18 protein-coding genes are annotated in these 19,465 nt (G+C 52.6%); 9 read left to right on the forward strand and 9 right to left on the reverse strand.

The annotated features are described in order from the left end of the window. Positions 1-2: 2 nt before the first annotated feature. From G549_RS0109235 to G549_RS0109250, 4 genes are read right to left on the reverse strand one after another with little or no spacing between them, the layout of a single operon-like run. Complete coding sequence (locus G549_RS0109235) at positions 3-1,490, reverse strand: aldehyde dehydrogenase (protein ID WP_051213585.1); 1,488 nt, start codon at positions 1,488-1,490, stop codon at positions 3-5. Next, positions 1,487-2,974, reverse strand: coding sequence for a tripartite tricarboxylate transporter permease (locus G549_RS0109240; RefSeq protein ID WP_027834789.1), 1,488 nt, complete (start codon positions 2,972-2,974; stop codon positions 1,487-1,489). The genes G549_RS0109235 and G549_RS0109240 overlap by 4 nt, the downstream gene beginning before the upstream one ends. A gap of 9 nt (positions 2,975-2,983) precedes the next feature. Beyond that, complete coding sequence (locus G549_RS0109245; RefSeq protein ID WP_051213586.1) at positions 2,984-3,562, reverse strand: tripartite tricarboxylate transporter TctB family protein; 579 nt, start codon at positions 3,560-3,562, stop codon at positions 2,984-2,986. Positions 3,563-3,618: 56 nt separating this feature from the next. Next, a complete protein-coding gene (locus G549_RS0109250) occupies positions 3,619-4,569 on the reverse strand; it encodes a tripartite tricarboxylate transporter substrate-binding protein (RefSeq protein WP_027834791.1) in 951 nt (316 codons plus the stop codon). Between the two features lie 135 nt (positions 4,570-4,704). Between G549_RS0109250 and G549_RS0109255 the strand changes: the two genes are divergently transcribed. The 3 genes from G549_RS0109255 (at position 4,705) to G549_RS0109270 (ending at position 9,067) form a co-directional block, all read left to right on the forward strand. Beyond that, positions 4,705-5,478, forward strand: coding sequence for an IclR family transcriptional regulator (locus G549_RS0109255; protein WP_027834792.1), 774 nt, complete (start codon positions 4,705-4,707; stop codon positions 5,476-5,478). Positions 5,479-5,625: 147 nt separating this feature from the next. Continuing rightward, the gene (locus G549_RS0109265) at positions 5,626-6,984 is read left to right on the forward strand and encodes an aminotransferase class III-fold pyridoxal phosphate-dependent enzyme (protein ID WP_027834793.1); all 1,359 of its coding nucleotides are present in this window, start codon (positions 5,626-5,628) and stop codon (positions 6,982-6,984) included. A gap of 196 nt (positions 6,985-7,180) precedes the next feature. Beyond that, complete coding sequence (locus tag G549_RS0109270) at positions 7,181-9,067, forward strand: hypothetical protein (RefSeq protein WP_027834794.1); 1,887 nt, start codon at positions 7,181-7,183, stop codon at positions 9,065-9,067. A gap of 67 nt (positions 9,068-9,134) precedes the next feature. Here the strand turns inward: G549_RS0109270 and G549_RS0109275 are convergent, their stop codons facing one another. Beyond that, positions 9,135-9,356 (reverse strand): hexameric tyrosine-coordinated heme protein, encoded by a 222-nt coding sequence (locus tag G549_RS0109275; protein WP_027834795.1) that lies wholly within the window; start codon positions 9,354-9,356, stop codon positions 9,135-9,137. Between the two features lie 107 nt (positions 9,357-9,463). On the opposite strand from G549_RS0109275, the gene G549_RS0109280 reads away from it, so the two are divergent. From G549_RS0109280 to G549_RS0109300, 5 genes are all read left to right on the forward strand, one after another. Then, positions 9,464-9,913 (forward strand): MarR family winged helix-turn-helix transcriptional regulator, encoded by a 450-nt coding sequence (locus tag G549_RS0109280; protein ID WP_027834796.1) that lies wholly within the window; start codon positions 9,464-9,466, stop codon positions 9,911-9,913. A gap of 998 nt (positions 9,914-10,911) precedes the next feature. Then, on the forward strand, positions 10,912-12,012 hold the full coding sequence (locus G549_RS0109285; protein WP_027834797.1) for an ABC transporter ATP-binding protein: 1,101 nt from the start codon (positions 10,912-10,914) through the stop codon (positions 12,010-12,012). An 85-nt stretch (positions 12,013-12,097) separates the two neighbouring features. Continuing rightward, the gene (locus G549_RS0109290) at positions 12,098-13,225 is read left to right on the forward strand and encodes an extracellular solute-binding protein (RefSeq protein ID WP_027834798.1); all 1,128 of its coding nucleotides are present in this window, start codon (positions 12,098-12,100) and stop codon (positions 13,223-13,225) included. Positions 13,226-13,318: 93 nt separating this feature from the next. Continuing rightward, positions 13,319-14,983, forward strand: a complete 1,665-nt coding sequence (locus G549_RS0109295) for an ABC transporter permease (protein ID WP_027834799.1) — start codon at positions 13,319-13,321, stop codon at positions 14,981-14,983. A 297-nt stretch (positions 14,984-15,280) separates the two neighbouring features. Then, on the forward strand, positions 15,281-16,207 hold the full coding sequence (locus tag G549_RS0109300; protein ID WP_245985827.1) for an ABC transporter permease: 927 nt from the start codon (positions 15,281-15,283) through the stop codon (positions 16,205-16,207). Between the two features lie 77 nt (positions 16,208-16,284). Here G549_RS0109300 and G549_RS19720 read toward each other — a convergent pair whose 3' ends face one another. Beyond that, positions 16,285-17,250 (reverse strand): DMT family transporter, encoded by a 966-nt coding sequence (locus G549_RS19720; RefSeq protein WP_210162415.1) that lies wholly within the window; start codon positions 17,248-17,250, stop codon positions 16,285-16,287. Positions 17,251-17,514: 264 nt separating this feature from the next. Between G549_RS19720 and G549_RS0109310 the strand changes: the two genes are divergently transcribed. Continuing rightward, positions 17,515-17,835: a hypothetical protein gene (locus G549_RS0109310; RefSeq protein WP_027834801.1), complete on the forward strand. Its 321-nt coding sequence runs from the start codon at positions 17,515-17,517 to the stop codon at positions 17,833-17,835. 62 nt (positions 17,836-17,897) lie between these two features. Here G549_RS0109310 and G549_RS0109315 read toward each other — a convergent pair whose 3' ends face one another. The 3 genes from G549_RS0109315 to G549_RS0109325 all read right to left on the reverse strand — a co-directional run bounded on the left by G549_RS0109315 (position 17,898) and on the right by G549_RS0109325 (position 19,434). Then, positions 17,898-18,377 carry a c-type cytochrome gene (locus G549_RS0109315; protein WP_027834802.1) on the reverse strand — a complete coding sequence of 160 codons (480 nt, stop codon included), beginning with the start codon at positions 18,375-18,377 and terminating at the stop codon, positions 17,898-17,900. 1 nt (position 18,378) lies between these two features. After that, entirely contained in the window at positions 18,379-19,044 is a 666-nt protein-coding gene (locus G549_RS0109320; RefSeq protein ID WP_027834803.1) for a L,D-transpeptidase, read from the reverse strand. A 63-nt stretch (positions 19,045-19,107) separates the two neighbouring features. Further along, positions 19,108-19,434 carry a hypothetical protein gene (locus G549_RS0109325; RefSeq protein WP_027834804.1) on the reverse strand — a complete coding sequence of 109 codons (327 nt, stop codon included), beginning with the start codon at positions 19,432-19,434 and terminating at the stop codon, positions 19,108-19,110. Positions 19,435-19,465: the final 31 nt, after the last annotated feature.

The raw sequence follows: 19,465 nt of genomic DNA on the forward strand, positions 1-19,465 counted from the left end.
CCCTACAGCTGTATCCAGGCCGTTTTCAAATTCTCGTATTTCTCCAATGCGTGCAGCGATTTATCCGCGCCATTGCCCGACTGGCGCATGCCGGCAAGCGGCACATTATTGCCCGCGCCGCCATAGGTATTCACATGCACCACGCCCGATTTAATGTTGCGCACCATGCGGTGAGCCCGCGATAAGTTCGACGTCCAAACCGCCGCCGCCAAGCCAAAGTCAGTGCCGTTGGCCAGTGCGACTGCTTCCTCTTCACTGTCAAATGGCGTGATCGCCACCACCGGGCCAAACACTTCATTTTGGAAGAGGTCCATCTCCGGCTTCACATCGGTGAAAATCGTCGGCTCCATATAGTAGCCGCCACCTTCTGGATGTAGTTGCGCCCCGCCACACACCAAGGTGCCACCCTCTTTTTGCGCCCGCTCAACAAAGCCCAAATCGCCCTCTAATTGCTGTTTGGTGGTAATCGCCCCGATATTGTTATCGAGATTGAGTGGATCGCCCACCTTCAGCTTTGCCGCCTGCGCTTTCAGCTTTTCAACAAATTGGTCATGCACAGTGCGCTCAACCAGAATGCGCGACCCAGCCACACAGACTTCACCTGAATTGCGGAAAATTCCCGCCGCCGAAACCTTTGCCGCCTGATCCAAATCTGGCGTATCGGCAAACACAACGTTAGGCGACTTGCCCCCCAGTTCAAGAAATAAGCGTTTCATATTGGACCGCGCCGCATAATCCATTAAACGCCGCCCGACCCCGCCAGACCCGGTAAAGCCGATAATATCAATATCATTGTGTAGCCCCAGGGCTTCCCCCGCCACAGCGCCATTGCCGGTCACCACGTTGAGCACACCTGCGGGCAATCCCGCTTCAAGGCAAAGCTCGGCTAGCCTTAGTAGGCTCAACGACGCTGCTTCTGACGGCTTAAGCACAACGCTATTGCCCGCCGCCAAGGCGGGCGCGATCTTCCACGCGCCGATCATCATTGGAAAATTCCACGGCACAATAGCACCAACCACACCCACCGGTTCGCGATGCACCAATGCCAATTGATCATCTGCCGTGGGCGCAATCTCACCATAGACCTTATCAATCGCCCCTGCGTAAAACCGAAATGTCCCCGCCGCAGAGCCCGGCTCCGCCTTGATGGCCATGCCAATTTCTGTGCCATTGTCCCGCACGCCCAAAACCGCCAGCTCCTTGGCATTGGCTTCGATCAGGTCAGCGATCTTATTGAGCACTTTCATGCGGCCCTGAGGGGCTATGCGCGCCCAGTCGCCCCGCTCAAAAACCCGCCGCGCCGAGACCACCGCAGCATCCACATCTGACGGTGTCGCCGCCGCGATCGTTGTCAGCTCTTTCCCGTCAATCGGGCTGACCACTTTGATGGTGCCGCCATCGGCAGCGTCCACCCACTGCCCGTCAATCAACAGCTTTTGCGGCGCGATTTCCTGCTGACGCAGTGCATCAATTTCACTTTGGCTGATCATGCTTCCAAGTCCTCAGATTTTTTTGCTCGAAAGAGCGAATAGATATGCGCCACCAGCACAATCACGATAATCGCGAAAAGCACCTGCGCCACGGGCCGCTCGATAAAATCAAATGGGGTTTGCACCCGCGCCATGCTGGTGCGGAACTTCACTTCCATAATGCCGCCCAACACCATGCCGAGAATGATTGGTACAATAGGCAAGTTTAGCCGCTTCAACATTAGCCCCAGCATCCCAAATGCCGCCGCTATCGCGCAGTCGATGATGGAGTTTCGAAGCGAAAAAACGCCGACAAAACTCAAAATCAAAATCACCATGCCCAAAAAGCGGTTGGGAATGCGCACCACTTGCGTGATCCATTTTGTGGTGCCCAGCAAGAACGCGAAGGCCAAAACATTGAGGATCAAAAGCGCCATATAAAGGCTAAGAATAAAGTCAAAATCATTGGCAAAGAGCTGTGGCCCGGGGATCACATTGTGCACATAGAACACGGCCAGCATCATCGCCGTCAGGGCTTCACCGGGAATACCCAGCGCCAATAGCGGGATCATCGCCGCAGCGGGCACTGCGTTGTTTGCAGTTTCCGAGGCGATCAGCCCTTCGGGCGCGCCTTTGCCGAAATTCTTGCCATTGCCCGATGTTTTGCGTGCCAGTGAATAGGAAAAGAATTGGGCCAGAAATTCACCCACACCGGGGATCATGCCCATCACCACGCCGAACCCGGCAGATGGCAATACAATTTTTGGCAAACGCAGCACATCGCGCAGCCCATCGAAAAGCCGCCCCACCAGCGCGGGCGGTTTATTATGTTCGTCTTTCCCCACCAACAACAAAAAGGCCTGCGACAGCGCAAATAACCCCAACACAACCACGATCAAATCGATACCGGACGCCAGCCAGGCTTGCTCAAAAGTGTAGCGCTGCGTATAGCGGATCGGCTCCAGCCCAACCGTGTTGATAAATATGCCAAAGCACAACAATGCCCCTGCGGCCAAAGCCTGCCCGCGGTGCGTCACCACCACCAGGATCATGCCCAATAGCGCCGCCAAAAAGATCTCGCGTGAGCCAAACATTGGGGCCACTGCCGCCAGAACGGGCGACAGGCACATCAGCGCCACAATCGAAATAATCGCGCCGCAAAAGCTGGCGCCAAACGCCAGCGACAAGGCTTTTGTCGCCTCACCGCGTTTGGTCATGGGATAACCGTCATAAGTGGTCAACGCATTCACCGCAGTGCCGGGCGCATTGATCAAAATCGCCGGGATTGCCCCGCCATACATGGACGACCCGTAAATCCCCAACAAAAGGGTCAGGCCCACTATTGGCTCCAGCGCAAATGTCGCCGGCAACAAAATCGCGATCGCAATAGCTGGTCCCACGCCGGGAATGGCCCCGATAATGACGCCCCCAACCGAGCCAATCAACAACGCGATTGCCACATCAATTCGCGCCAACGCGCTCAAACTTGTCAGCAAAAGTTCCACAAAGAGCCCCTAGAGATAAAGAATGGCAAAGCTGCGCACCATATCTGGCAAATATTCGTAAAGCGCACCGCCGGGAATTTTGACCTGCAAAAAGCTTTTGAAGATCACCACAATCAACAATCCGGAGAGCGCCGCAAATCCAAAATAGAGCCGATGGCGGTATCCCAACCGCCATGTCATCAGCATCAAAAATCCAATGGTTGTCGGCAAATAGCCCACGACAGGCACCAAATAAACGTACGCCATGAACCACAGCACATACTCAGCTGCACGCAACCAGATCAACGCTTCAGAAACAAAGCCCGGCGCTTGCAAACCATTGCGGTGAAACCAAAATTGAACGATTTGGAAAAAGCCGAAAATCAGCATCCCGATAATGCCGATGGCGGACCAAAGCCCGGGCTGCTTTTCCAAAGGCATATTATCAAAAAACTTGGCCTGTACACCGAGCTGACTGGCCAGAAAGACCGCCACCAAAAATGTGCAAATGCCAAACCAGACAAGTGCCGAACTGTAGGGCGACACAAAATAATCGTCGACTTTCAGCGCACGATTAGATTTGCCGCCAATCTCATTTTCTTGAATCATGGGCTGAACAAACTCACCATTTAAAAATGGCCGGGGCGATGGCCCCGGCCAAGAGATTATTCAGCAAATTTGGCGATGGATTCGGCCACGACACGGTCAGATTCAATCTGAGCCGCCGCTTCTTCTGCGCCTTTCCAATAAACACCAGCGCCGGTTTCTTCAGCAAGCTTCTTGGCTGCATCGCTAGCCAGTGCCTTTTGGGCTGCCGCCGCGATTTTCTCACGCACATCAGCCGGCGTGTCTTTATGCACAAACAAACCATTCCACAACGCGATGTTCAGCGATGGCTCAAGCTCACCCACAGTTGGGCTGTCTGGCACCAGCGGAATGCGGTCTTCAGTCACGGTGGCCAACACATTCACTTTGTCCAAGCAAGGCAAGATCAGTTGCAATGTGGTGTTGATCACGTCCGCATCGCCAGACGCCAAAGTGTTACAATCCAGCGCATCAAATGACGCGTTTGAATAATAAAGGGTGCCGTTTTTTTCGGCCAAAGCCATTGTGACCTGGGTTGGCACAAGGAACGAACCAAAATGCCCCAGCAAAAGATTGTTGGATTTTGAAAACTCGGCCAATTCTTCCATGGATTGATAAGGCGCCGCTTTAGACGCAGCAATGACAAACGGGTAGGTCAGAAAAATGCCAACAGGCTCAAACGGATCTGGGTTCAGCGCTGGGATGCCCACATAAGGGCCCACCAACGGCACATCCACCACAAACGAGCCGATTGTATAGCCATCAGCTGGCGCTTGCGCCACTTCCGCAGCACCGGGGAAAGGTCCACCACCCCCACCGGGCTTGTTCACCACCGCAGCTGGCACGCCATACATGTCTTGAAATTCTTCCGCAATCATGCGGGTCAGCACATCCTCCAGATCCCCTGGTGGAAATGGCACCACAAATGAAACTGGTTTTTCTGGATATTCAGCCATCGCTGGCGAAAGAGCAGCCAAAATTGTCGCCAGACCTATAAGGACCGCCGAGATTAGTGAACGGATCGCACGCATGTTTTCCTCCCTACCGCGTTCGAAATTTTGCCAACGGTTCACTATTATCACCATCGGCACATTTAATGGTTGCATTAGGAACCAATCTGAGTCAACATTTTTGTGAACATATGAACTAATTGAGTATTACCCCGCATGAAGACAATCGATAAAACGATGCGCTTGCTAAGCTTTTTCACGCCATCGCAGCCTGAAATTGGCCTTTCTGAGCTGGCCCGCATGGCGGAGATGGACAAAGCCACCACGCGGCGCATTTTGGTGTCGCTGGGCAAACATCATTTTATCGAGCAAAACCAGATTACCAAGGCCTATCGCCTGGGCAGCGGATTTTTGCACCTTGCCCGCGTGCGCGAAGCCACCACGCCGATCACCGCCATCGCCACACAAACGGTGGAGTGGTTGTGTGACTGCACGCGGGAAACCGCCCACGCCAGCGTTGGCAGCCCCAACGCCTTGATCACCATCGCCCATAAAGAGCCACAGCGCGGCACCGTCGTGATGATCGATCCCACCGAACCGCTGCCGTTCCACGCCACCGCGTCTGGTATCGTTTTTTTGGCGTTTAACGATGCTGATCTATTGGAAAATCTTTTAAAAAAGCCGCTGAAAAAACACACCGATCATACAGAAATCGACCCCGATGCCGTTCGCGCACGCGTCGCACGGGCGCGCAGAGACGGCTATTATTTGAACGAGCACGGTTTCGAATCCGATGTTGCGGGCCTCGCCGCGCCCTATCTTAATGCGGATGGCACAGCCGCGGGCGCCATTGCGGTGGCCATGCCCACCACCCGCAAAACCGATGAACAAATCCATATGGTGAAACAACACGTCGCCGCCGCTTCAGCGCGGATCACCACCGCAATTGGCGGCGTGGTGCACCCCAGCATTCAAAAATTGATTGTTTAGGGGCGTATGATGGTTTGCTCATTTTCACCAAGCCTTTGCGGCGGCACCCCAGGGTTCAGCAATCCGCCCGCCCATATTCAACACGCCAACAATTGTTTCGCCGCAGCGCCAAAGTCGCTCGGCTTGTCACCCGATCAGGAGGCCTAGATGCTCGAGTCAAACTTTTTGAAAGAAAACAACGCCAAACATATGTGGCACCCCATGGCCCACCCGGCCGATATGCGCAACAATCCGCCCAAAATGATCCGCGGCGCCAAGGGCGTGGAAATCACCGACATTGATGGCCACACCACGCTGGACGCGGTGGGCGGCCTGTGGAACGCCAATCTGGGCTATTCGGTGGACAGCATCAAACAGGCCATCACTGATCAGATGAACGAGCTGCCCTATTATTCCGCCTTCCGTGGCACCACCAATGATAAGGCGGTCGAACTCTCCTTTGAGCTGAACGATTGGTTCAAACCCGAAGGCATGACCCGCGCGTTCTTCACCTCCGGCGGCTCCGATTCTGTTGAAACCTGCCTGCGCCTGGCGCGGCAATATCATAAGGTGCGCGGCGAAGGCGAACGCACCAAATTTATCAGCCTCAAAAAGGGCTATCACGGCACCCATTTTGGCGGCGCGTCCGTGAATGGCAACGCCAATTTCCGCCGTAATTATGAGCCGATGCTGGCCGGCTGCTTCCAAATCGCGGCCCCTTGGACCTACCGAAATCCTTTCGGCACCGACAATGCAGAAGAAATCGCCAACCGCTGCATCGCCATGCTGGAAGATGAAATCGCCTTCCAAGGCGCAGATACCATCGCCGCCATGATCATGGAGCCGGTGCTGGGCGCGGGCGGGGTGATCGTGCCGCACAAAAGCTTTATGCCCATGGTACGCGACGTGTGCGACAAACACGGCATTTTGCTGATCGCCGATGAAGTGATCACCGCCTTTGGCCGCACAGGCGATGTGCACGGCTCGCGCCTCTGGGGCGTGGCGCCAGATATGATGTGCACCGCCAAAGCCATCACCAATTCATACTTCCCCTTCGGCGCGGCCATGATGGGCGAAAAAGTGGTCGAAGCCTTCGAAAGCAATAAAGACGCTGTGGGCAATATCGGCCATGGCTACACCTATTCGGCCCACCCGGTCGGCTGCGCCGCCGCCCTCGCCACCTTGGCCGAAATCAAAAAAGCCAAAGTGTGGGAAAACGCAAAAGCACGCGGCATAGAGCTGCAAAACGGCCTCACCCAACTGAAAGAAAAACACCAGATCGTCGGCGACACACGCGGCATCGGCCTGATGGCCGCCATCGAACTGGTCGACGACCGCCCCACCAAAACCCCCGCCTCAAAACCAGCCATAGCCGCCGCCTTCGACGCCGCCTATGAGGCAGGCGTAACCATCCGCGTCTCCGGCAACAATATTATCTTGTCACCACCTCTAGTGATCACGGCAGATGATGTGACCCGGATGATTGGGGCGTTGGATAAGGGGCTGAGTGCTGCGGCGAGTGTTTAGAGGATTTGATTAATGCGTGTTAATTTGCACCGTCCCAGTTTTTCGGGGCGGTGTTTTTTTGAAAGGCGTTTCCAGCCTCCTAGCCAAATTAAAAGTCATTCTTTTTTATTGATCCGTGCGAAACCTTCGTATCCTTGAAAGATTCATATAAGCTTCAGCTAACACGCGCCTAAACGCAAATTCGGAGAAACATGCAGTGGAAGACGATACGAACCAAGCAGTTTCACTACCTTACCACCAACCTGCGTTCATGCGTCTAATGACCCTGTTCAATGAAGAGATTAATTTTGCTCTCACACAAAAATGCGCCACGTTTAGAGGTGAGCTGTTTTTAAGTCAATTTAAACCCAGTGTTCCAATCGAAGACCAAACCGCTTGGGATTTTGCAAGAAACGCCCTCGACATTCTTGATGCCAAAATGGGTAAAATCCTCTCTAGGCGAAGTGCTGCCTATTGGCTCCACATCTACCGCAGGATAGGCGTATCTCTATCGCCCAACCATGAAGAAAAAACCGATCCGGTAACTGTTGGCTTAGTGCGCCAAATTGTCGAGCTCGCAATCCAAAAGCACGGCAGGTTAGAGAGTATACGAGAATTCGGAAACTCAACACAGCTTGGTCCAAACTTAATCTTGGGCGGCTGGATGAAGAAAGGCCTGAAGACCATCGGCCGCAATAACGGCGGCGGCGAACGATTTTACCGAAGTTACTGCAAATTGCTAAGACGTGAGCCAATTATTGTACTGCGGGAATTTGGAAAAAAAGACTTTCTTAGCATATATGAAGTCGAAGGGGTGGCCTACCAATACTGGCGAATAACCGCATTGCTTAGAGCAATAGGAAAGGGTTTTTCCATTCAAATTGACGAACAAGGAGACTGGAATTACCTACCGAATAGAGAATTGGGAAAGCTAGTTCGCTCATTTGATGACAGAAACCAGTCTTTAAACACGTATTCATCTCTTTTGGGCGTGTGGTTGGACAACAAAGTTCTCACGGCCTCATCAAAAGAAAAAGTGGACGATCCAGAAGTCACCAATAGTTCTGAACTCGGCACGGTATTCTTTCCCGTTTACAATCTTACAAAGCGAGACCTAGCTGGCAGCGAATTCCATGGCCATATACTCGCTGACGGAAGCGTCACCAACTTTATTCCCTATTTTTTTAACGTTGGTCGGTTTCTTCAATTCCATAATTTTATGGAATCCGCCTTCACAAAAAAACACGGGTACAACTTTAAGATTTTTCTAAGTGTATTGGAAGCATTATCGACGCTCTCGATTTTGCCGCAAAAGTCGCTGAACATAGGCGATGAAAATCTGCTAAAATCGATAAAATCGAACGCATTCTTGCAAACATTATCCCGCGGATATCATGTGTTTGCCGGCTCCTCCGAGGATTTGTGCCGGATGCTGGTGAAACGAATAAAAATCCTCTCCCAAAAAGACCATAGCTTGGAGGAAATTCGCAAGGTAGTCGCAGACCTTTCGCTTGGGGGGAGCCATCAATCGCGCATTTCGCCTTGGAGCGGCGGACCTCGCGCGACCGTAATCCCAGCAGCCAATACAAGTATTATTGACTTTGTAGGTATCCCCAATGTGTTGGCGACATTATTTGTTTTCATGCCAGACAAGATCGGGAGCAGCGGTACCGTTTTTGAGAAACTATTTCGCGATGCCCTCAAGCGCCGAGGCTTCGTCGTGACTTCGGGGAATCTACTTTCTGCTGCTGGCGACCGAGAATTGGACGCTGGCGTTCAGATAGGTGACTGCCTTTATGTATTTGAATGCGTCTCCATTGAGCGCCCTCTTGACTTTGAAATCGGCAACCCCAAAACCATAAATGGCCGAATAAATCGCCTAACTGATAAACTTGAACAGGTTGAAAGCTTGAAGCACTTCATCAAGAAAAACCCGGCCGGAAAGAACTACGACTATTCCTCAGTTAAGCGGATCGAGCACTTTGTAGTCTCACCTTTTGTGGAATGGATTTGGAGTCACGACGAAGCTATGTGGGCTGACGGTGGGTTCCCAAGGTTTGTGACACCTGATGAAGTGTTTTTGATCCTTGGGAAAACCAATTGAGTATGGCGACCAAATCATAAATTGCGCCGCCGCTTTATGAAGGACCGCTTACCACACAATTACCCCCTCACCGCCAATAATCATTAGCCGCCGCGACGGTCTGAAAATTCGTCGCCACCACTTGTGAGGCCAGCGTCAAACTGTCGGCGCTGTTGGCGTAGTCGTCGCGCAGTTTGGTGCGGGTGGCGTCGTCTGGTTGGGTTTTCTTCACCGCCATCCGCGAAAGTTTAATCGCCAGCTCAAAACCTTCTTCTGCAGTTTCTGTTTTCAAATTCGGCAACCAGCTCATCTTCTTTCTCCTTTTGTATCGTGCGCGATATAATTTGACAGTGTTGATGAAACCTCATGCCCATGTCAATAATAATATCGTGTGCGACCAAATTTAAGGACATCAGGATGACAATGGAGCAATTGCCCACCCGCGCTGAGGATATGTTCTGTTATGGGGTGTACACCGCGTCCCACGTCATCAACCAAAGCTACGCGCCGCATCTGGCGCAGCTTGGGCTTACCTATCCGCAATATATAACCCTCACCCTGTTGTGGGAGCGCGATGGGCAAAAGGTTACCGAACTGGCCAAAATCTTGCGGATGAACACAAACACCCTCACCCCGCTGCTCAAGCGGCTGGAGGCGTTGGGACACATCAAGCGCACCCGGGGCGATCAGGATAAACGCCAAATCATTGTGCGCCTCACCCCCGCCGGGCGCGCGCTGCAAGATAAAGCACCAGCCATCACCGCCTGCATGGTCAACAACACATCGTTAGACCATGCCGAACTCAATGAGCTGCAACGCCTTTTGAAAAAATTGACCAACGGGCTAGACGCGGCGCGGGCGAAATAGCCAACCGCCGCCTCACGGCGTCTACGTGCCATGCCACAGATTTCCATTCGCGCAACGCTCAATTGCACACAATCGGCATCGGTGCGCACCTGATTCTCACGCCCCGCACAGCGCAAATATTGCCACCTGGGCGGCAAGAATTAACCTGTTAATTGAGCCACTTAATATGTTTAACCGAAGAAATATCCACATTTGTAACTGTTTATTCGTGAAACCGAAACAAAAGCACCAATCACACCCCCGGAACCTGCGTAAGATATTGTTTTAAAACCAAAAGTAATATTTTCAAGATCGAATTATTTTGACCGTTTGATTTAGAAAAACCCCCAAATTGAGCGAAAGGGCTGGTCAGAATCAGGCACAAGACTTGCGTTGAGAGGCATTTATCTATAATCCTTAAGTCATTGATTATGAAACAAACGTGTGAAAACCAGTTTCGAATTGCATGCCCACGATGCCGCCGCATCGGACGCCGGGCGGATGGCACTACTGCTCACGCTTATTTCCAAAATTCAATTGACCTGCAAGTCAGTCGCCTGCTCTCAGCTGCGACACGCATGACGCTTGCCTTTTGGTCAACCATGCGGAAAGAGGCTCTATAATGGCACCACAGCCTACAAAAATCGGTGCCTCAATATGTGGGCTGATAAACAAATATAAGCGGGCAACTGGCCACGCTGGCGGCGAGTTTACGCGCTTGGTGACCTCCGGTTGGATCAGCGCTGCTCATCAATTAGGTTTATCAAACACACAAGCATCCAATTTGCTGCAGGCAAGCTACGCCACCAAAGCACGCAAATATCAAAGATTAATTTGCCCCAGAGACATCTGAATATGCGACGCGTGAAATATCATTTGTCACTGCGGGACAACCTTGTCGAACGAGAGAAACAAAGCCGATTTAAGATAGGAAGCAAGAAGCGAAATTGAACTATTGACCACCAAATCGGCAAAACAAAAACACGAAGAAACGCTTGGAAATATTAGGGGGACACAAATTGGCAAATGATGCATCCAACGACGCATTCGTTGAGTTCGAACGTGTACAGAAAAGCTATGATGGCGAAACACTCGTCGTAAAAGACCTCAACCTGACCATGCCGAAAGGTGAGTTCCTGACGATGCTTGGGCCATCAGGCTCCGGCAAAACAACTTGCCTTATGATGCTTGCTGGTTTTGAACACGCCACGCATGGTGACATTCGTTTGGGCGGGGAATCCATCAACGGTATCCCACCGCATAAACGCGGCATCGGCATGGTGTTTCAAAACTACGCCCTGTTCCCGCATATGACCATTGCGGAAAACCTCGCCTTCCCCTTGGAAGTGCGCAAATTGGGCAAATCCACGCGCGAAGAAAAAGTAATGCGCGCGCTCGACATGGTTGAAATGGGTGACTTTGGCGGCCGCCGCCCGGCGCAATTGTCTGGCGGGCAGCAACAGCGGGTCGCCTTGGCACGGGCCTTGGTGTTTGAACCTGAATTGGTGTTGATGGACGAGCCGCTCGGCGCGCTCGACAAGCAACTGCGGGAAAAAATGCAGTTTGAGATCACCCACTTGGCACACCGTTTGGGCATTACCACAGTTTATGTGACCCACGACCAAACGGAAGCCTTGACCATGTCAGACCGTGTTGCGGTGTTCGACGATGGGCGTATTCAACAATTGGCCCCACCGGATCAATTGTATGAATCACCTGAAAACAGCTTCGTGGCGCAGTTTATCGGTGAAAACAACACGCTCGAAGGCGTGGTGAAAGAGATCAAGGGCAAAACCTGCGTGGTGCAGCTGGATGACGGCGAAGTGCTCGACGCGGTGCCTGTAAATGTAAGCGAAGTCGGCGAGCGTACGCGTGTATCGATCCGCCCAGAGCGTGTCGAATATAACACTGACCGCCTCGATCCGGATGCGCACACGCTCAACGCTGAAGTGTTGGAATTCATTTATATGGGCGACATCTTCCGCACACGTTTGCGCGTGGCGGGCAATGAAGATTTCGTCATCAAAACAAGAAACGCGCCTGACCAAGTGCGTCTAAAGCCGGGCCAACAGATCAAGATCGGTTGGATGGCAGAGGATTGCCGCGCACTCGATGCGTAAATCACTCGGTTAGGTATAAACAGAACTGGCTATGCCCGGGTGTCAGTTCTTACTCAAATGTCCGGGCAATTAAAGGGAGTATTCAATGAAACTCATTACGAAATTCATTAAGCCCATGGCTGCAGCAACGGCAATCGCCTCGCTCAGCACTATGGCGATGGCAGACGGCCATATGGTTTCAGACATGACTATCGTAAGCTGGGGTGGTGCATATCAAGATAGCCAAATCAAGGCTTATGCAGAACCTTATATGGAAATGAATGATGGCGTATCCATCACTTGGGACGAAAGCTCAGCTGAAGCTGTAGCGAAAATGCGTGCCATGAACGAAGCGGGCAACGTCACTTGGGATCTTGTTGACGTAACCGCCGCCAGCGCCATCCGTCTTTGCGACGAAGGCTTGGCCATGGAAGTTGACCATGATGAAATGCTTGCTGAAGCGCCTGATGGCACATCAGCCAGCGATGACTTTGGTGACTTGATCGTGAGCGACTGCTTTATCCCACAGATTGTGTATTCAACAACTGTAGGCTATCGCACAGACTTGGTACCTGAAGGTACACCAGCACCTAGCGATATCTGTGACTTGTTCGACCTTGCCACATATCCTGGCATGCGTGCCCTTGAGAAGCGTCCATTGAACAACATGGAATGGGCTTTGCTTTGTGACGGCGTGGCAAAAGAAGACGTTTATGACGTTCTGGCCACACCTGAAGGCCAAGAGCAAGCATTGGCGAAACTCGACACAATTCGTGACAATGTAATCTGGTGGTCAGCTGGTGCGGATACACCGCAACTTCTTGCTGACGGTGAAGTGTTCATGGGTTCAACCTATAACGGTCGTTTGTTCTCAGCTATTGTTGAGCAAGACCAGCCAATCGGCATGTTGTGGGATGCGCAAGTGTTTGACCTTGACGGTTGGGTAATTCCAGCTGACTTGCCTGAAGAGCGTCTTGCCCGTGTTAAAGATTTTGTGAAATTCGCAACAGACACTCAACGTCTTGCGGACCAAGCAAAATACATTTCATACGGTCCAGCACGTGAATCTTCAGCTCCGCTTGTAAGCAAGCACGCTGAATTGGGTATCGACATGGCACCACATATGCCTACCGATCCTAACAACGCTAAGAACACGTTCCTTTATAACTACGAGTTCTGGGCTGATTACCGTGACGATATTGATGCCAAATTCCAATCTTGGTTGGCTCAATAATCTTTGAGGAAAAGGGGGCCACTCGTGCCCCCTTTTTCACCGGATGCATAAATCCAAATAAAAGACCGAAACAGGCAGATTGACGGGGGCAAGATGAGCGACACAACACAACAACCAATGCTATCGGCGGATGGTCGGCCGCTAAAGCAGAGCTTAGCGCGCGCATTGCGGCGGCAAAAAATTAGAGCGTTGTTGCTAATCGCACCGCTTTTGCTGTTCGTGGTGGTAACCTTTATTATCCCCATTCTCTCCATGCTTTTTCGCTCCGTCGAAAACGAAATTGTCTCCAACACGCTGCCGCACACTGTTGTGGCGCTGCAAGAGTGGGATGGCACAACAAATCAGGCCCCGGATGAAGAAGTCTACCGGCACCTGTATTTTGATTTGTTCCGTGCTGTTGAATCTAAAGAACACACAAAACTTGGCTCACGCCTAAACTACGAACAAACCGGGCTTTCCTCTTTGTTCCGCACATCCGGACGTTCACTTGACGATCTGGGTGAGGAATATCAGGATCCGCTCGAAGAAATTGATCCACGCTTCAAAGAAGGTGCATTTTGGTATGAAATGCTCAATGGCGAAGGTGGCGAAGAGCTTCTGGAAAGCCGTCGGGAATTATGGCGCATGGGCGTTGGCGAAAGCATGGCCGGTGATATCGGCTTCGTGCCTTCTGCCCAAATGGCTGAAATGCTGCCTTGGACGACACGCGCTTACACAGATTTTGCCATTTGGACCGTCATTGATGACGAAGATGTAGTGGCAGAAGAAGATCCTTGGGAGGCCGTTTATGCGGGTCTCGCACAGGATCTGCAAAACCCTGAAACCATCACGGCCATTTCCAACTATTCAGGTCCAGGTGCCGAGGCGTTGCAGGCTGCTGCCAACAATGTGGACAAACTGCCTGAAGTCAATTTCCGTGAAGGCTTTGCTAAGATTAAAGAAGATTGGGCTTCCCCCGAAGTTTGGTCCACCATTCAAGTCTTTTCCGCCAATTATACGCCGGGCTATTTCTTGAACGCGGTTGATCTTGAGCTGACGCCAGATGGCGTGCAGGCCAAGCCTGAAAACCAGCAAATCTACATGCAATTGTTTATGCGCACATTGTGGATGGCCCTGGTCATCACGGGTGCCTGCATTGTGCTGGGTTATCCAGTGGCGTGGCTTTTGGCCAACCTGCCAATGCGCGTGGCGAACACCTTGATGATTTTGGTGCTGCTCCCGTTCTGGACATCCCTATTGGTGCGCACATCCGCCTGGAAGGTGCTGTTGCAACAGCAAGGCGTGATCAATGACATATTGGTCTGGCTCGGCTTCGTTGGCGACGCTGACCGATTGATCTTGATGAACAACGCAACCGGTACCATCGTGGCAATGACGCACATCTTGTTGCCCTTTATGATCTTGCCGCTTTATTCGGTGATGAAAACAATCCCGCCCAGCTATTTGCGGGCAGCCAAGTCACTTGGCGCCACCAACTGGACAGCCTTTTGGCGGATCTATTTCCCTCAATCTGTTCCGGGGATCGGCGCGGGGTCAATTCTGGTGTTCATTTTGGCCATCGGCTATTACATCACCCCTGAAATCGTTGGCGGCACAAGCGGCATCTTTATTTCGAACCGTATCGCCTATCACATCTCTAGCTCGCTGAACTGGGGCCTTGCGGCTGCACTTGGCTCGATCCTTCTGGTGGTCGTTCTGGTGCTGTACTGGGCTTACGATAAGATCGTGGGCATCGACAATGTGAAGCTGGGAGGCTAACCAATGAGCGAGATTATTGCATATATTCAACGCCCTAATCTGTACACTTTCACCATGCCCGTGGTGGCGGTGCTGGGCGCAGTCTTTGGCTTTATCACCGGCAACATCTATGGCGCCCCAGCAATCGGGCTGCCCATAGGTGCGTTGATTGGCGCGGCGCTTGCCGCCGTGCTGGCCCAGATCATTTCGATCAAACCATGGAAAAAGATTTGGGGCGCTGCCGCAGTCTTTGCCGCAGTTGGCGCCATCTTTGGTGGGTTCGCCGGCATCGTGGGTGGCCTTGTCGTGGGCGTCTCCATGAGCTGGTTTGCCATCTGGATTGGCTCCGGCAAATATCGTGCTGGCGTGCCAAACTATTACACCCCGGCACAAGTGTTGTGGCACAACAGCTTCCTGTTCATTTGTGCGCTGGTGTTTTTCTTTCTGATCGCACCGCTGGTGCCCGTTGTATGGCTCAGCTTCAACGCTGAAGACTTCTTCACCTTCACGCCAGAAATGCTTGCCTTTAAGGCAGAAGGCTACAGCCTGAAGCACTATTATGATTTCCTCGGGTCCGACGAATGGATGGTGCCCCTGAAGAACTCATTGATCATCGCCCCAATCGCCACCATCATTTCGGTGAGCTTGGGCACGTTGGCCGCGATCGGTTTGAGCCAATCTCATGTGCCGGGTCGTCAAGCCATCATGGCGATCTTGATTTCACCCATGATTGTGCCGCTGATCATCTCAGCGACCGGCATGTTCTTCTTCTATGCGCCTTTGGGCAACTGGTTGCAGGCAAGCCTTGGTCTCAACCAAGCGTTTGTGGGCTATATCAAAGTGATCCTCGCCCACGCCGTGTTGGGCATTCCCTTTGTGATCATTACGGTGACCGCAACGTTGGTCGGCTTTGATCGGTCTTTGACCCGCGCGGCAGCCAATATGGGTGCTGATCCGGTCACAACCTTCTTCCGTGTGCAAATGCCCCTCATCCTGCCGGGCGTGATTTCAGGCGGCTTGTTCGCCTTCATCACCTCATTCGACGAAGTGGTTGTTGTGTTGTTTGTGGGCTCGGCCCGTCAACAAACTCTGCCATGGCAGATGTTCACTGGCTTGCGTGAGCAAATCTCACCAACCATTCTGGCAGCCGCCACGATCCTTGTGACCGTGTCCATCCTGCTGTTGACCACAGTTGAGTTGCTGCGTCGTCGTTCAGAGCGCTTGCGTGGCCTTAGCCCAGGCTAAGCCGGACTTGCATATCTAATAAAAAAAGGGCGGCCCAATGGGCCGCCCTTTTTGCTTTGCCTCAACTGAATGCGCGCCTAGCGGGCACACTCATTCTCAATCTCTGTCGTGGTGGGGCGATAGCGCCCCACTTCCCGTTCGCGGTGAAACACATAGATGCCTGAGGCCAGGATGATCGCAATGCCAACCCATGTGATCCAGTCGGGAAAATCGCCAAACACCAGATAGCCCGCAGCCGTCGCGCCCAATATTTCCAGATACTGGAACGGGGCCAACAAGCCGGCTTCTGCCCGGCGGAAAGCTTCGGCAACCAACACAAAGGTGACAGCGGAAAGCGCACCACCGGCCACGATCACCTGCCAAGCCCAACCGCCTGCCAGTGGACCGGCGAACTCCACGCCACCAGACAAACTAAGCACTGTGCTCAACAGCACCATGCCAATCGCGGCGTAAATCGTCGCCCCAAACTGCACCGTAAGCGCTGAGCGTTGCTTGCTGGCATGGCGCAGCACAATCATATTCAGCGCATAAGTCACGGCTGAAATTAGCGGCAATAGCGCGGGCCAGCCGAATTCAGCGAAGCTGGGCCGGATCACCAGCATTGCGCCCACCAGCCCCACACCAATGGCGACCAAGCGGCGTGGCCCGATCTTTTCTCGCAAGATCAAACCCGCCAGAAGCGTCAACACCAGCGGCTCAACGAAAAAGATCGCGATAGCCGTTGCAATGGGCATGACCTTAAAAGCAGTGATCAAGGCAACGACACATATCACCATCAGGGCGCCGGAGAGCGCCACAATCGGCGACAACATCGGCCCGCGCAAATAGCGCCGCATGAAAATGCCAACTGGCACAAACCATATGGCTTGCGACACAAAGCGCCACATGCCGACTTCCACCGGATGCATAACGTCAGTCAAAATCTTCGCCAACGTATCGCCCACCGGCAGCAAAAGCATGGCCACAATCATAAAGGCCATGCCCACATTAATATCGCTATCCGCATTTGAATGAGCGGAATGGGCAGTGTTTGGATTGTTCATGATCTCACCCACAATAGTTTCCCTTGTGCACTCAACGAGGGACTGTCCGGGCGTCCAGGACGGAAAGGAAGTTTAGTTTCAACGTGACGCCATCACGCAAAACCAATAGCCGCAGCATAGGGGATATAAACATTTTCGGTCAACAAGCAGATGACAACTGCCCACTCAGGCGATAACCCGGATATCATGCCGCATTGACCCGCATCCCCGGTCCCGCGCACTGTTAGGCAGAGCTATCCTTTCCTGTTCAAAAGGGGACCCATCATGAAGAAATATTTGCTCGGCCTCAGTTTCATTTTTGGCATCGTCTTTGCCGCCACCTCCGCATTCGCCTATTCCGGCGAGCTCTATCGCGTTTGCGGCCTCAATCCCGACGGAGACAATTTCCTCAGCATGCGCACCTGCGGCAGCACGGATTGCGATGTGATTACAAAGCTTTTGCCCGGCACATTCATGTGGACCATGGAGCCGACCGCACAAAACAATTGGCGGCAGGTTGTCCCGATGTATGGCGTCGCTGATATGTTTTCGGCCGACCCGGATGTCGGGTTTGTCTACTCAAAATATATCTGCAAGGTTGAATAGCATTCCTCACCGTTGAGGATAGGGTTGCCGCGTCACCAAAGCGACGCGGCATTTGGGTTCAGCTATCCGCCAGCGTTCATTTGGTCGTGACGCTGCTGAATTTCTTCCGGCCATGTCGATTTGATATAAGCCAAAACCGCGATGATTTGATCGTCGCTCAGCACCCCGTCATAAACCGGCATGTCCGTTTGATAATCTGGATTGTTGCTCAGCCTTGCGATCCCATATTTGGTCAAGTTGAACAGCAACTCATCATTATGATGCCAGGTATGGCCCGTCTCATCATGAGGCGGCGCTGGCATGCGGCCGGATGACTTGGGTTGCTTCCAGTTTTCTTCGCCTTCCAGATTATCACCATGGCATGCCGCGCAATTGGCTTGATATATTTCTTGGCCCCTCGCCACCACTTGGGTGTTTTTATAGGGAATAAGGCCCGTTTGCGCCTCTGCTTGTGGCACCACATATTGGGCATAGCCCCAATATCCGCCAGCCAATATCAGTGCAGCCACCGCACCGAGTGTCCATTTATTCAAGTTCTTCATTTTACATCACCACAATGGGGGTCTTATTCGGAACCCGCTGATAAAGATCGATAATATCGTGATTAAATAGCCTGACGCAGCCGCTGGAGACCGCTTTGCCAATGCTCCAATATTCCGGCGTACCGTGCAGCCGATAAAGCGTATCTTTTCCATCCTTAAAAATGTAAAGCGCGCGCGCACCCAACGGATTTTTCAACCCCGGCTGCATACCGCCATTTTCATGGCTATATTTTGCCAAATGCGGTTCGCGTTTGATCATTTCGGCAGGCGGTGTCCAGGTTGGCCATTTGCGTTTCCATTGCACCATGGCCCGGCCCGACCACGAAAAGCCGGCGCGGCCCAAGCCAACGCCATATCGTATCGCTTTATTGTCAGCCTGCACCAGATAAAGGAAAAACGCTGACGTATCGACGATAATCGTGCCCACAGGTTCTTTGGTGCGATAGCGCACGGTCTGGCGATAATATTGCGGGTCAATTTTTTCCACCGGCAGCGCCGCAATCGGAAAACGTTCTTTCGGCAAAGGCCCATAAAGCGCTTTGGCCGCAGATAGGTCGGGGACTTCACTGGCCGTCGTTGTGCAACCAGCCAACACGCCGGTAAGAGCAAAAGCGCCTGCCCCTTTCAGCATATGTCGCCGTTCCAGCGAGAAATAAGATGAGTTCATTTTTACCACATATAATAATAGGCCATGCGCGTGGGCACGGGCTGTTCAACATCAAAAGGTGACTTAGACGTTGTGCAATATGGGCGGTGGTCCGTTTGGCCATTCCTCGATGGCCCGCATCGGCAAGACGAATGTTTCAGAAGCGCGCTCTAACCTTGGTGGCATCACAAGCACAAAACCACTTAGGATGGCGTGCACGCACTCGCTGGCACAATCCATTGCGCCCAATGTGGCCGCCGCCTTGTCATCACAGCAGCCATGCGCACTTTCCACTGATTGCTCATAAACCTCAATCAGCGCAAAGCTCCCGCCTTGCGCCGCATTGCTGGCCATGTTGAGCTGGCCCAGCAACAAAATCGCTGCGACCAAAAGAGTGAAAATCCGGATCATAAACACAATCTAACCGCCACTGAGCGCCATT

The sequence above is a fragment of the Maritalea myrionectae DSM 19524 genome, from assembly GCF_000423365.1.
Lineage (GTDB): Bacteria > Pseudomonadota > Alphaproteobacteria > Rhizobiales > Devosiaceae > Maritalea > Maritalea myrionectae.